This window comes from Microbacterium sp. NPDC055683, assembly GCF_053617895.1.
The window spans coordinates 48,738-61,982 of the sequence record NZ_JBSHGQ010000014.1 but is presented as its reverse complement, the minus strand read 5'-3'; the positions used below and the strand labels follow the sequence as shown (position 1 = coordinate 61,982).

General features: G+C 73.3%; 9 protein-coding genes and 1 tRNA gene. 5 read left to right on the top strand and 5 right to left on the bottom strand.

Going from position 1 to position 13,245, the window contains the following annotated elements; translation table 11 throughout:
* Positions 1–47: 47 nt before the first annotated feature.
* Together ACWGPF_RS07630 and argS are read right to left on the bottom strand one after the other, a co-directional pair.
* Positions 48–815 (bottom strand): LmeA family phospholipid-binding protein, encoded by a 768-nt coding sequence (locus ACWGPF_RS07630; RefSeq protein ID WP_452332256.1) that lies wholly within the window; start codon positions 813–815, stop codon positions 48–50.
* Between the two features lie 2 nt (positions 816–817).
* A complete protein-coding gene (argS, locus tag ACWGPF_RS07625) occupies positions 818–2,488 on the bottom strand; it encodes an arginine--tRNA ligase (RefSeq protein WP_452332255.1) in 1,671 nt (556 codons plus the stop codon).
* A 60-nt stretch (positions 2,489–2,548) separates the two neighbouring features.
* On the opposite strand from argS, the gene ACWGPF_RS07620 reads away from it, so the two are divergent.
* Both ACWGPF_RS07620 and ACWGPF_RS07615 read left to right on the top strand, forming a co-directional pair.
* Positions 2,549–3,376 (top strand): SGNH/GDSL hydrolase family protein, encoded by an 828-nt coding sequence (locus ACWGPF_RS07620; protein ID WP_452332254.1) that lies wholly within the window; start codon positions 2,549–2,551, stop codon positions 3,374–3,376.
* A gap of 16 nt (positions 3,377–3,392) precedes the next feature.
* A tRNA-Arg gene (locus ACWGPF_RS07615) sits at positions 3,393–3,468 on the top strand.
* Positions 3,469–3,524: 56 nt separating this feature from the next.
* Here ACWGPF_RS07615 and ACWGPF_RS07610 read toward each other — a convergent pair.
* The 3 genes from ACWGPF_RS07610 to ACWGPF_RS07600 are packed head-to-tail and all read right to left on the bottom strand — an operon-like array spanning position 3,525 to position 6,366.
* Positions 3,525–4,409, bottom strand: a complete 885-nt coding sequence (locus ACWGPF_RS07610; protein ID WP_452332253.1) for a ThuA domain-containing protein — start codon at positions 4,407–4,409, stop codon at positions 3,525–3,527.
* On the bottom strand, positions 4,406–5,386 hold the full coding sequence (locus ACWGPF_RS07605) for a sugar phosphate isomerase/epimerase family protein (RefSeq protein WP_452332252.1): 981 nt from the start codon (positions 5,384–5,386) through the stop codon (positions 4,406–4,408). The genes ACWGPF_RS07610 and ACWGPF_RS07605 overlap by 4 nt, the downstream gene beginning before the upstream one ends.
* On the bottom strand, positions 5,383–6,366 hold the full coding sequence (locus tag ACWGPF_RS07600; protein ID WP_452332251.1) for a sugar phosphate isomerase/epimerase family protein: 984 nt from the start codon (positions 6,364–6,366) through the stop codon (positions 5,383–5,385). The genes ACWGPF_RS07605 and ACWGPF_RS07600 overlap by 4 nt, the downstream gene beginning before the upstream one ends.
* Before the next feature lie 233 nt (positions 6,367–6,599).
* Here ACWGPF_RS07600 and ACWGPF_RS07595 point away from each other — a divergent pair, with 233 nt between their 5' ends.
* Genes ACWGPF_RS07595 through hrpB form a run of 3 tightly spaced genes read left to right on the top strand, consistent with a single transcriptional unit; the run spans position 6,600 to position 13,126 of the window.
* A complete protein-coding gene (locus ACWGPF_RS07595) occupies positions 6,600–8,921 on the top strand; it encodes a molybdopterin-dependent oxidoreductase (RefSeq protein WP_452332250.1) in 2,322 nt (773 codons plus the stop codon).
* Between the two features lie 51 nt (positions 8,922–8,972).
* A complete protein-coding gene (locus ACWGPF_RS07590) occupies positions 8,973–10,499 on the top strand; it encodes a molybdopterin-dependent oxidoreductase (RefSeq protein WP_452332249.1) in 1,527 nt (508 codons plus the stop codon).
* Positions 10,500–10,528: 29 nt separating this feature from the next.
* Positions 10,529–13,126 carry an ATP-dependent helicase HrpB gene (hrpB, locus tag ACWGPF_RS07585; protein WP_452332248.1) on the top strand — a complete coding sequence of 866 codons (2,598 nt, stop codon included), beginning with the start codon at positions 10,529–10,531 and terminating at the stop codon, positions 13,124–13,126.
* The last annotated feature ends 119 nt before the right edge of the window (positions 13,127–13,245 follow it).

Sequence of the window (13,245 nt, the reverse complement as noted above, 5' to 3'; positions counted from 1 at the left end):
GCTCGCGGCGCGGCCGACGCGGGGCGACCTGCGGCGACCGGCCCCGCTCACGCGCACCGCGCGGCGGCGAGCGCGTCGAGGTCGGCGAAGACGCCGTCCGAGAACGTCAGGCCGATCTCGAGACGGCCGTCCGAGACGTCGGCCGCCGTCACGTCGAGACCGTCGGGAAGCGCCTCGCCCCGGCACAGGGTGAGCGGCTGAGCGAGCGCGCCGAGGTCGATCGGAGCCTGCGCGAGGGTGTCGGCGGTGAGCTCGAGCGCGCCGATCCGGATGGCGTCGGGTGTCAGCACGACGTCGCCGTCCGAGACGCCGGGCACGGCGGCGAACTCCAGCGGGACCGACGCGCCGAAGAGCGTCAGCTCGGCGGAGAACTCGGCGGCCGGACCGGGGAGCGCCACGGTGATGTCTCCCCAGCTCGTCCACGCTCCGCCCACCGTGGCGAGGAGCGCGTCGACGTCGTCCGCGTCCATCGAGATGCGCGCTGTGCCCCCGAGGGCCGAAAAGTCGTCTCCCGAGACCGGGACGCCGTGCGCCTGCACGGCGACGTCGCCCGTCAGCCCTTCGAACGCGACGTCGTCGGCCGAGATGGCGAGGTCGTCGAGCCGTCCGGCCAGCAGCTGCGGCAGGACGAGCCCTCCGACGGCCACGTCGACGGGGTGGTCGGCCGGCAGCGCGAGCTCCGTGACGACCGTCTCGCGGACGCGCTCCTGCACGACGGCGCGGGCGATCGCGTCGCCGACGAAGAACGCCGCGACCGCCGCGACGACCACGGCCCCCGCGATGAGCAGGGTGCGGGCGGTGCGGCGGCGGGCCATCGTCACATCCGCTCTGGCGCGCTCACGCCGAGCAGGTCGAGGCCGTTGCGCAGCACCTGGCCCGTGGCGTCGTTGAGCCAGAGGCGCGTGCGGTGCACGGTCTCGAGCGGCTCGTCGCCCTTGGGCGTCACACGGCACGTGTCGTACCAGCGGTGGTAGAGGCCGGCGAGCTCCTCGAGGTAGCGCGCGATGCGGTGGGGCTCGCGCAGCTCGGCCGCGAACGCGACGAGCCGCGGGAACTCCTGCAGCGCGCCGAGGAGCGCCGACTCGGTCTCGTGAACGAGCAGCTCGGGCGCGAACTCCGAGCGGTCGACGCCCGCGTCGGCCGCGTTGCGCGCGACGTTGACGGTGCGCGCGTGCGCGTACTGCACGTAGAAGACGGGGTTGTCGTTCGTGCGCTTGCGCAGCTGCTCGGGGTCGAGGGCGAGGGGCGAGTCGGCGGGGTACCGCGCGAGCGAGTAGCGCAGCGCGTCCGCGCCGATCCACGAGATGAGGTCGTCCATCTCGATGATGTTCCCCGCGCGCTTCGACAGGCGCGCGCCGTTCACCGAGACGAGCTGGCCGATGAGCACCTCGATGTCCTTCTGCGGGTCGTCGCCGGCCGCGCCGGCGAGGGCCTTGAGACGGTGGACGTAGCCGTGGTGGTCGGCGCCCAGCAGGTAGATCTTGTGCTGGTACCCGCGGTCCGACTTGGAGAGGTAGTACGCGGCGTCGGCGGCGAAGTAGGTGTAGATCTCGCTGTCCGAGCGGCGCACGACGCGGTCCTTGTCGTCGCCGAACGTCGTCGTGCGCACCCAGACCGCGCCGCCCTCGTCGAACACGTGGCCCTGGGCGCGCAGGCGCTCGACGGCGTCGTCGATGAGGCTCGTGCCGGCTCCCTCAGCCTTCGCGTGCAGCGTGCGCTCGCTGAAGTAGACGTCGAAGTGCACGTGGAAGGCCTCGAGCGACGCCTTGATCTCCTCGAGCTGCCGGGCGTAGCCGATCTCGCGGGCGAGCGCGAGCTGCTCACCCTCGCCGAGCTGCAGCAGATCGGGACGCTCGGCCAGGACGTGTGCCGCGAGGTCGGCGATGTACTGCCCCGGGTACCCGCCTTCGGGCGTCGGCTCGCCCTTCGCCGCCGCGAGCACGCTCGCGCCGAACTTGTCCATCTGCGCCCCGGCGTCGTTGATGTAGTACTCGCTGACGAGGTCGGCGCCGCTGGCCTTGAGGACGCGCGCGATCGAGTCGCCGAGCGCCGCCCACCGGGTGTGGCCGATGTGGAGGGGACCCGTGGGGTTCGCGCTCACGAACTCGAGGTTGATCGTGTTGCCGGCCTGCGTCTCGTTGCGGCCGTAGGCGGTGCCCGCATCCACGATCGTCTTCGCGAGGGCGCCCGCGGCGGCCGCGTCGAGGCGGATGTTGATGAACCCGGGCCCCGCGACCTCGACCGAGGCGACGCCCTCGACGGCGGCCAGCCCGTCGGTGATGTCCTGCGCGAGCTCGCGCGGGTTGGCACCCAGCCGCTTGGCGAGCTTCATCGCGATGTTCGTCGCCCAGTCGCCGTGATCGCGGTTCTTGGGTCGGTCGAAGACGATGTCGGCCGCGGCGACGTCGAGGGACTCGCCGGGTCGGCGCCGCTCCGCGATGGGCGAGAGCACGGCGAGCAGGGCGGCGGCGAGGGCGTCGGGAGTCATAGCGTCACAAGTTTATGACGACGCGCGCTGGGAGCCCGTCGCGTGCTTATCCTCGTTCGCATGAGCGCGGACCGCCCGATCCGCCGACTCGCCGCGCTGGTCGCCGCGATCGGCCTCGCCCTCGCGGCCGTCGCCGCGCTCGCGCTGTGGCGTCCGTGGGCGGCGCCGTCTGCCCCGCCGGCCGCCGCGGCCGAGGGCACGGTCGTGCAGCCCGCGCCGCTCGCCGTGCCGGACGACGCCACCGTCCTCGTGTTCGGCGACTCGTGGACGTACGGTTCGGCGGCCACCGCCCCCGAGGGGGGCTACGCCTACCGCCTCGGGGAGATCGAGGGATGGGCCGAGACGATCGTCGACGGCGTGCGCGGCAGCGGCTACCTCAAGCCGGGCCTCGACGGCCCCGACTTCGGCGATCGGATCGCCGCGCTCGATCCCGACCTCGACCCCGACCTCGTGATCGTGCAGGGCTCGATCAACGACCGCCGGCAGGACCTGTCCCGGTACTCCGACGCCGTCACGGCCGCGTGGGACGACCTCGCGGCCGTCTACCCCGACGCGCAGATCGTCGTCCTCGGGCCGGCCCCGCAGGTGCTCCCCGTCGAGGAGGCGACGGCCGAGATCGACCGCCGGCTCGCCCAGCTCGCCGGCGCGCGCGGATGGTGGTATCTCTCCCCCGTGCAGGAGGAGTGGATCACGGCCGCCGACTACGCGTGGATCATCGACACGTCGGAGGCCGGGGCCGACCATCCCTCGGACGACGGGCATGCGTACCTCGCCGAGCGGGTCGCGGCGGCACTCGACGCGCTCGCCCAGCCGGTCGTCGTCGAGGCGGCGGACGAGCAGCCGGAGCCCGCCCTGCCCGACGTGTACGAGGCACCCTCCGAGCGCTGATAGCCTTGATCGGCACGCCTCCGTAGCTCAGGGGATAGAGCGCCGGTTTCCGGTACCGTAGGTCGGGGGTTCGAATCCCTCCGGGGGCACCAGCGTGCGAAGGCCCTGCTCGACGAGCAGGGCCTTCTGTCATTCCGCTGCGCGCGTGTCAGCCCTCGTGGGCGTAGTACGGCCAGGGCAGGAAGCGGCGGTCGCCGCGGCGATCGGGCCCCGTCAGCGTCACCTCACCGGTGGCCGCCCACTCGACACCGCGCGGGAACATCCTGATGAACTCGATGCGGCGGAACGTGTCGATGTCGTGCCCGATCGTGATCGTGAACGACCTCCCGGCCCCGTAGTCGTTGATCCACGCGATCGGCTGGTCGGTGTCGATGCCCGGCAGCGCCGCGATCCCCTCGGGAGGGATGTCGACCGGGTAGTGCGCCATGGGCCAGACGGGCGCCTTCTCGTACGCCTCCAGGTCGTCGAACGTGGTCAGGAGGACGCGCGCTCCCTCGTACAGCTGTACGCCCGTGAGGATGTCGTCGCCCGTGACCGTCCACCGCGCGCTGATCCCCTCGGTGATCGGATGGCGCGGCTCGACCGTGTCGAGCTGGGCCTCGCCCCACGGGCGGGGGCGCAGCCCCGTCTCCCACGCGCTGAGCTTGGCCCCCCGCATGACGTTGTACTCCTCGGGGTAGCCCCACGAGTCCTCCTGCGCGGCGGAGCCGTGGAACCAGACGATCCCCTTCCCGTCGTCGTGCACGAACCTCAGCAGCGCCGCGTCGGTCTCGGCGCCGAAGCCGACCGCCTTGTCGAAGTAGCCGTCGCGTCCCTCGAAGACGACGATGACGACGTCGTACCGGTCGATGACATCGGCGCCCACTCCGCGCGGGTCCTCCACGACACGGACGCGGAACCGGCCGGTGTCCTCCAGCAGCGTCGTGAGCCACTGATTGTGCTGGCGGAAGCTGCGCACCTCGTTGTCGTGCTCGCGGGTCATGTGCCCCGACAGGATGAGGACGTTCAGCACGTCGGCGGACACGGCGCTCATGCCGTTCCCTCCACGATCGGCCGGAGCACGTTCTGGACGTACCATCCGCTCACCATCGCGCTCTCCGCGGGGTGCGGGCTCTGATCGGACTCCACGACGATCCAGCCGCCGTACCCGATGTCGTGCAGCGCCTTCGCGACACCCTCGAAGTCGACCAGCCCGCCCTCGTCGGTCGGCTCGAAGAACCACCGCCCGATGCGCCGCTCGCCGCCCTCCGTGCGCACGAACTGCTCGGCGTGCGGAGTGAGCGCCTCGGAATCGCCGACCGTCTCGCGGGCGTCCTTCAGCTGCACGTGGCGGATGCGCGACGGGTGCCGTCGCAGGAACGCCACCGGGTCGATCCCCGCGATCGCGAACTCGGCCGTGTCGACGGAGAAGCCGACCGGGGCGCCGTCCGTCGCCTCGACCAGCCGCTCGAGTCCGTCGCCGATCCGCAGGGCGGAGAGGAAGTCGACGTGGAGCGCGAGCCCGACGCCCTCGGCCTCGACCGCGGCCCCGACCTCGGCCCACGCGGCGGCGAGCGCGGCGATCTGCCCGTCGTCGAGCGCACCGGTCTGCCACGCGGAGCCGACGGGGCGGACGACGAGCGTGTCGCCGCCGAGTCGGACGAGCGCCGCGGCGAACCACCTGGCGGTGTCGACGATGCGCGGAACGCCGGCGGGGTCGAGCGGGTCGTGGCCGCGCCCCATCTCGACGTCGAACCCGATCGCGGGGTCGTAGACGTAGCTGCTCACTCCGTCGAGCGCGCAGGTCGCGAGCACGTCGCGGAACTCCTCGAGCGATCCGTACAGATCGCGGATCTGGTCGGGGGTGCCGAGCGGCTCCCAGGCGCCGAAGCTCTCGGCCGTGAGCTCGACCGCGCCGAACCCGCTGATCGAGACGGTCTTGAAGGCCCGCTCGTGCTCGCGCCGCCGCACGAACGCATCGATGTTCGTGTCCCACTGGTTGACGGCATAGCTCCATCGCGCGCCGCTCATGCGGAGGCCTCCTCGTAGATGCGGTCGAGCACGTTCTTCGCGTACCAGCGCGAGATCGCGGTGCTCTCGGCGTAGTCGCCGCCGAGCTTGTCCGCCTTGTCGTGCTCGACGGAGATCCAGCCCGAGTAGCCGTGGTCGCGCACCGAGCGCATCATCGCCTCGAAGTCGACGAGCCCCTCGTCGGTGCCCATCTCGTAGAACCACTTCTCGGTCGTCACGGCCGACACCTCGGCGTCGGGGAACCGGCGGTAATCGTCGTTGACGTCCTTGTGCCGCGTGTCCTTGAAGTGGAATCCGCTCACGCGCTCGTGATGCGCCTCGTAGACCGCGACCGGGTCGACGTCGGCGATGCAGTGCTGCGCCGTGTCGACGAAGAATTTCACGTATCGCGGATCGGCATGCCCGTAGAAGGTGTCGATCTGACGCCTCGTGCGGATGCCCGCGTAGAACTCGTGATGGCACGTGAGGTTCACGCCGTACTGCTGCGTGATCTCCCCCACCTGCCCCCAGACGTCGGCGGCATGCTTGAGGCCGTCGTCGGGCACGCCCTGCTCGTCGAAGTACCGCGACCCGGGCATGACGATGATGTTGTCGAGCTGGATGCCCGACCACCGGTCCATCGTGACGCGGAAGTCCTCGAGGATCGCGGCGTGGGTGGCCGGCACCTCCGGCGCGTAGCGGTCGGGCGTGTAGTAGACGCCGTGGAACGTGTTCACGATCCGCTCGAGCCCCTGCTCCTGCACGAACTCCTGGTAGTTCGCCACCGACCCGTACTGCTCGAGGATCTGCCAGTAGCGGAAGTCGAACGTGTCGATGGCGTCGAACCCGACGGCCGCCACCTGCCGCAGGAAACGGGTCATCTCGAGCCGCGAATGCCATTGGTCGAGCGGTCCGGATGGTCCGTTCTTGCGCCAGTGGTCCATGTAGCTCCACTTGACGGTGCGGGGCGCTGCGCCCTCTGCCGGCACGTCTGTCGTCACATCAACTCCTTCGTCGATCCCGCCCCCTCGCCCGCACGGTCGGCGGGATGAGGGGGGCGGAGTCCAGCCTCACAAGCGCCGTCGCCATCAGGAACCTCGAATCGCTTATCGCAGCGCATCAGTGTCGTCGATACCCGCGCAACGCCCGCGCGGTCTTCCCCGCCTCCGATGCGCGCGCGTCACCCCGCGCAACACGCCGATCGCGGCGCATGCGCGCCGCGTAGCCTCACGTCGTGACCGTCAGCGAGACCAGCGCCCATTGGGGCACGTACCGCGTCGAGGTGTCGACGGACGGCCGTCGCATCATCGCCGCGGCTCCGTACGACGACGATCCCGACGCGTCGCCCGCGATCGGGAACGTCGCGGACGCCCACGACGCGCCGTCTCGTGTGCGCCGCCCGGCCATCCGCCGCAGCTGGCTCGAGAACGGCCCGGGCGCCGACCCGTCGAGGGGCCGGTCGGGAGACGCGTTCGTGGAGGTCGACTGGGACACGGCGCTCGAGCTCACGGCTCGCGAGCTGGAGCGGGTGCGCGCCGTCCACGGCGACTCCGCGGTGTTCGGCGGCTCGTACGGATGGGGCAGCGCCGGCCGCTTCCACCATGCCCAGAGCCAGCTGCACCGGTTCCTGAACGTCACGGGAGGCTACACGCGCTCGGTCAACTCGTACTCGCGCGGCGCGAGCATCGTGCTGCTGCCGCATCTCATCGGCCGCGCGGCCGACCTCGATCTGCGCGCCCGCCCCGTGCCGTGGCACGAGATCGAGGAGCACACCGACCTCCTCGTCACCTTCGGGGGCCTGCGCCGATCGAACACGTGGGTCGTGCCGGGCGGCCACGACCGGCACATCGCCTCCGGGAGGGCTCGGCGGATGGCCGGCTCCACGCACGTGGTGTCGCTCTCGGCTCTGCGCGACGACGCCTTCCGCGACGTGGGCGCGGAGTGGATCGGCGTGATGCCGGGAACCGACACCGCCGTCCTCCTCGCCATCATCCACGTCCTGGATGCCGAAGGGCTCGCCGACGAGGGGTTCCTCGCGCGCTTCACGACCGGCGCGGAGCGCATCCGCCGGCAGGTCAGGGGCGATGACGACGGCATCCCGAAGACGCCGGAGTGGGCGGAGTCGATCTCGCGGACGCCCGCCGGGGCCATCCGCGATCTCGCCCGGCGGATGGCCGCGGGGCGCACGCTCGTCAACGTGGCGTTCTCGCTGCAGCGCGGCGAGCACGGCGAGCACGCGGTGCACGCCGCGCTCGCCCTCGCCGCGTTCCTGGGGCGGATCGGGCTGCCGGGCGGCGGCTTCTCGCACGGCTACGGATCGATGGGCGACTACGGCGTCGGCGTCGTCGGGGCGAAGCTGCCCGTCTTCGATCAGGGCGTCAACCCCGTGGACGCCTTCATCCCGTGCGCGCGCATCTCCGACCTGCTGCTCCGCCCCGGAGAGGAGTACGCATACGACGGGCGGACGCTGCGCTACCCCTCGATCGCGCTGGCCTACTGGGCGGGCGGCAACCCCTTCCACCATCATCAGGACCTCGGCCGGCTCCGCTCCGCGATCGCCCGCCTCGAGACGTTCATCGTGCACGAGACGCACTGGACGGCGACGGCGAAGCACGCCGACATCGTCCTCCCGGCGACGAGCACGCTCGAGCGCGACGACGTCGCGGCGGGCGCGGGCGACCGCCGGCTGCGCGTAGTCCGGGCGGCGGCGGCGCCCGTCGGCGAGGCGCGGGACGAGTTCCGCATCCTCTCGGGCCTCGCCGACCGCCTCGGCCGGGGAGAGGCGTTCCACGAGGGCCGCGACGCGGGCGCCTGGCTGCGCCACCTCTACGAGCGGTGGCGGTCGGCGCCGCAGAGCCCGCCGGCCCCTCCCTTCGACGAGTTCTGGGACGAGGGCGGTGCGCCGCTCCCTCAGGATCCCTACCCGGACGCCGTCTTCTCCCGCTTCCGCGCCGACCCCGCGGCGCACCCGCTGGAGACGCCGAGCGGGCGGATCGAGCTGCATTCCGACGTGATCGCCGGCTTCGGCCTCGTCGAGGTCCCCGGCCATCCCGTGTGGACGGAGCGCACGCAGTGGTGGGGCGCGCCGGATGCCGCGACGTTCGACATCCACCTCCTCTGCAACCAGCCGAGTCACCGCCTGCATTCGCAGCACGACATGGGCGCGGCGAGCCGCTCGACGAAGGTGGCGGGCCGTGAGCCGATTCGTCTCCATCCCGACGACGCCGCGGCCCGGGGCATCCGCGCGGGAGACGTCGTGCGCGTGCGATCGCCGCGCGGCTCCCTGCTCGCGGGTGCCGTGCTGACCGACCACGTGCTGCCCGGCGTCGCGCAGATGTCCACGGGCGCGTGGTTCGACCCGTCGCGCCCCGACATCGCCGACTGCATCGCCGGCAACGTCAACGTGCTCACCCACGACGTCGGCACGACGCCCCTCTCGCAGGGGTCGAGCGGCGCGCACGTGCTCGTCGCCGTGGAGCGCTGGGACGGCGAGCTGCCGCGCGTCGCGGCATACGACCCGCCGGCTTTCGCACCGCACGCGCCCATCGCGCAGTAGCCTGGCCATCCGATCGGCGCGCCGCGCCGAATCAGGGACATGAGGCCGAGGATGCGCACACGCCGGTACCCGCTCGCCGCGATCGCCGGCGTCGTCAGCGCCGCGGTGTTCCTCGCCGCGGCCGAGCTCGTCGCGCTGCTCGCGGCGAAGGAGGCGAGCCCGCTGCTCGCGCTCGGCGGATTCGTCATCGACATCGTCCCGCAGCCCGTCAAGGAGCTCGCCATCGCCGTGTTCGGCGCCATGGACAAGGTCGCGCTGCTCGCGGGCCTCGGCGTGGCCGTCGTCGCCGCCGCCGTGCTCGCCGGCGTGCTGCAGCTCCGCCTCCCTCCCTCGGGCCTCATCGTGATCGGCGCGGCGGGCGCCGCGACGCTCGCGACGACCGTGACGCGCCCGGGCGCGTCAGCGCTCGCCTGGGCTCCCTCAGTCGTCGGGGTCGTCGCGGGCGGTGTCGTGCTCGTCGCCCTCATCCGCCGGCTGCGTCCCGCCTCCTCGGCGCCGGAGGAGGGCGTCGACCGCCGCGGCTTCCTGCTCATCGCGACGATCGCGGGCGCCTCCGCCCTCGTCGTCGGCCTGGGCTCGCGCGCACTCAACGGCGTGACGACGTCGATCACGGCCATCCGCGACGCTCTGCGCCTACCCTCTCCGCGTTCTCGCGTCACGATCCCCGACGGCGCCGAGCTGGATGTCCCCGGGCTGTCGCCGCTCTTCACCCCCAACGCCGACTTCTACCGCGTCGACACGGCCCTGACGGTGCCGACGGTCGATCCGGCGGAATGGCGCCTCGTCGTCGACGGGATGGTCGGTGAGCGCGTCGAGCTGACGTTCGACGACCTCCTGGCGATGGGGCTCGACGAGTACGCCGTGACCCTCACGTGCGTGTCGAACGAGGTCGGCGGAGGGCTCGTCGGCAACGCGCTGTGGCAGGGCGTGCCCGTTCGCGACGTGCTCGCGCTCGCGCGTCCGCAGGAGGGCGCGGACATGGTGCTGTCGACGAGCGTCGACGGCTTCACCGCGTCGACTCCCCTGACGTCGCTCACCGACGACGGGATCGACGCCATCCTCGCCGTCGCGATGAACGGCGAGCCGCTGCCGCTCGAGCACGGGTTCCCCGTGCGGATGGTCGTGCCCGGCCTCTACGGGTACGTCTCTGCGACGAAATGGGTCACCGAGTTGACGGTGACGACGTTCGCGCAGGACGAGGCGTACTGGACGCCGCGCGGCTACAGCGCGAAGGCTCCCATCAAGATGTCGTCGCGCATCGACACCCCCCGCTCGGGGACGCCCGTCGACGCCGGGACCGTCGCGGTCGCGGGCGTCGCGTGGGCCCAGACGGTCGGCATCTCGCGCGTCGAGGTGTCGATCGACGACGGCGACTGGCAGGAGGCCGAGCTGTCGGCGCCCGTCAACGAGGACACCTGGGTGCAGTGGAAGCTCGCGTGGGAGGCCGAGGCGGGCACGCACTACATCGCCGTGCGGGCCACCGACGCCGATGGCAACCTGCAGATCCAGGAGCGCGCCCCCATCGCGCCGGACGGCGCCAGCGGATGGCAGCGCACCCTCGTCACCGTACGAGGCTGAGAACGGGGCGGGGCTGAGATGATCTCGGGGTGACATCCGCCGCCCCGCACCGCTTCGACCTCGCCCGCATCGGCGCCGGGCTCCCGGTGTCGACGGCCGCGGCGGAGCTGCGCGCCGCGTCCCGCCGCGGAGCGATGGTCGTGACGGCGCCGCCCGGCACCGGCAAGACGACGTTCGTGCCGCCGCTCCTTGCGGACCTCCTCCCGGGGTCGGTGATCGTGACGCAGCCGCGCCGTGTCGCCGTGCGCGCCGCCGCCCGCCGCATCGCCGCACTCGACGGATCCGCCGTCGGCGACGCCGTCGGCTTCACGGTGCGCGGCGAGCGGATGGTCGGCCCGGCGACGCGCATCAAGATCCTGACACCGGGCGTCCTGCTGCGGCGTCTGCTTGACGACCCCGAGCTCGGCGGCGTGTCGGCGGTCGTCCTCGACGAGGTGCACGAGCGCTCGCTCGACGGCGACCTCCTACTGGGGCTCCTCGCCGAGGTGCGCGCACTCCGAGACGACCTGACCGTCGTCGCGATGTCGGCGACGCTCGACGCGGCGGGCCTCGCCGGGCTGCTCGGCGCTGGCGGCGCTCCGGCGCCCGTCGTCGACGTGCCGTCGCCTCTGCATCCCCTCGACGTCTCCTACGCACCGCACACGGGGCCGCGTCTCGACGAGCGCGGCGTCTCCCCGGCGTTCCTCGTACACGTCGCGGACGTCGCGCGGACCGCAGGCGATGACGGCGACGCGCTCGTGTTCGTCCCGTCGGCCCGCGACGTCGACGCCGTCGTGCGCATCCTCGCGGCCGGAGACCGCGAGGTGCTGCCACTGCACGGGCGGCTGCCGTCGCGCGAGCAGGATCGCGCGACGGGTGGCCGCACGGGCGCCCGGCCCCGCACGATCGTGACGACGGCGCTCGCGGAGAGCTCGCTCACCGTCCCCGGCGTGCGGCTCGTCGTCGACGCGGGTCTCGCGCGCGAGGTGCGCCGTGATCGTGCCCGCGACATGACGGGCCTCGTCACGGTGAGCGCGTCGCGTGCCGCCGCCGGGCAGCGCGCCGGGCGCGCCGCTCGCGAGGCGCCGGGCCGCGCCATCCGCCTCTACGGCGAGACCGATCTCGCCCGCATGGCGCCGGCGGCGCCGCCCGAGATCGCCTCGGCCGACCTCGTGGACGCCGCGCTGCTCCTCGGGGCGTGGGGCACGCCGGCGGGGCGCGGGCTCGCCCTGCTGACCCCGCCGCCGGACGACGCCATGACGCGTGCCGTGGCCGTGCTGCACGACCTCGGCCTCGCCGACGCCGAGGGGCGCCCGACGCCGCTCGGACGCCGCATCGCCGCGCTCCCCGTCGGCGTGCGCGACGCCCGCGCGCTGCTCGACGGCGCCATGCGCCTCGGCGATGCGCGGCGCGCCGCCGAGGTCGTCGCCGCCGTGTCCGACGATCACCGAGCCCCCGATGCGGATCTGCCGGGTCTGCTGCGCGGGCTCCGCGACGACCGGGTGCCGGGCGCCGCGCGCTGGCGGCGCGAGGCGACGCGGCTCGCCCGGGTCGCGGCGGGGGCTGCGGACGCGGGCGGCGCCGCAGGGGCGGGGGCACCCGTGGGCGGTGCGGGCAGCCCGGGCGCGGGCTCCGAACCCCGCATCTCCGCGCAGGAGGCGCCGGGTCTCGCCGATGCGGTCGGCGCCGTCGTCGCCCTCGCGCGCCCCGAGTGGATCGCCCGCCGCACGACGACGGGGTCGCGGACCTATCTGCTCGCGAGCGGCACACGGGCCGCGGTTCCCGAGGGCTCGGGGCTCGTCGGATCGGAATGGATCGCGGTCGCCGAGGTGCAGCGCGCCGAGGGCCGTGCCGCCGAGGGCACGGGCGCCGTCGTGAGGCTCGCCGCCCCGATCCCCGAGGACGAGGCGCTCGCGATCGGCGCGCCGCTGGCCGCCTCGGAGCGCATCGCCCGCGTCGAGGGCGGTCGCGTGCGCGTCCGCGTCGAACGGCGGCTCGGAGCCATCCCGCTGTCGTCGACCCCCGCGACGCCCCTGCCCGACGACCTCGCGCCGGCGCTCACGGCGCACCTGCGCGATGTCGGGATCGGCGCCCTCCCCTGGACGGACGCCGCGACCGCGCTCCGCGCGCGGATGGCGATGCTGCACCGCGAGCTCGGCGCCCCGTGGCCCGATGTCGGAGACGAGGCGCTGCTCGCGGCCGCCGACGACTGGCTGGCACCAGACCTCGCGCGAGCCGGAGCCGCCCTCGATCGCGTCGACGCGACGTCCGCCCTGCGCCGTCTGCTGCCGTGGCCGGAGGCGTCGCGGTTGGACGAGCTGGTGCCCGAGCGCCTCGCCGTGCCGTCCGGATCGCACGTCCGCATCGCCTACGGCGAGCGGCCCGTCGTCGCGGTCAAGCTGCAGGAGGTGTTCGGCCTCGACCGCACGCCGCGGCTCGTCGACGGCCGCGTTCCCGTGCTGTTCCACCTGCTGTCGCCCGGGCGGCACCCGCTCGCCGTGACCGACGACCTGGCGTCGTTCTGGAACGGGCCGTACCAGGACGTGCGCCGCGAGATGCGCGGTCGCTACCCCAAGCATCCCTGGCCGGAGGACCCGTGGAGCGCCATCGCGACGGCGAAGACGAACCGGCGCCTGCGCGAGGGGTGAGTCCCGTTCACGCGAGCCGGCCGACGGCGCTCGCGCGGGTCTCCTGCGGTCTGTCCGCTGAGCGCCCGCGCGGGCCCGGGCTCAGCCGCGCAGGCCCGGGCTCAGCCGCGTGGACCCGG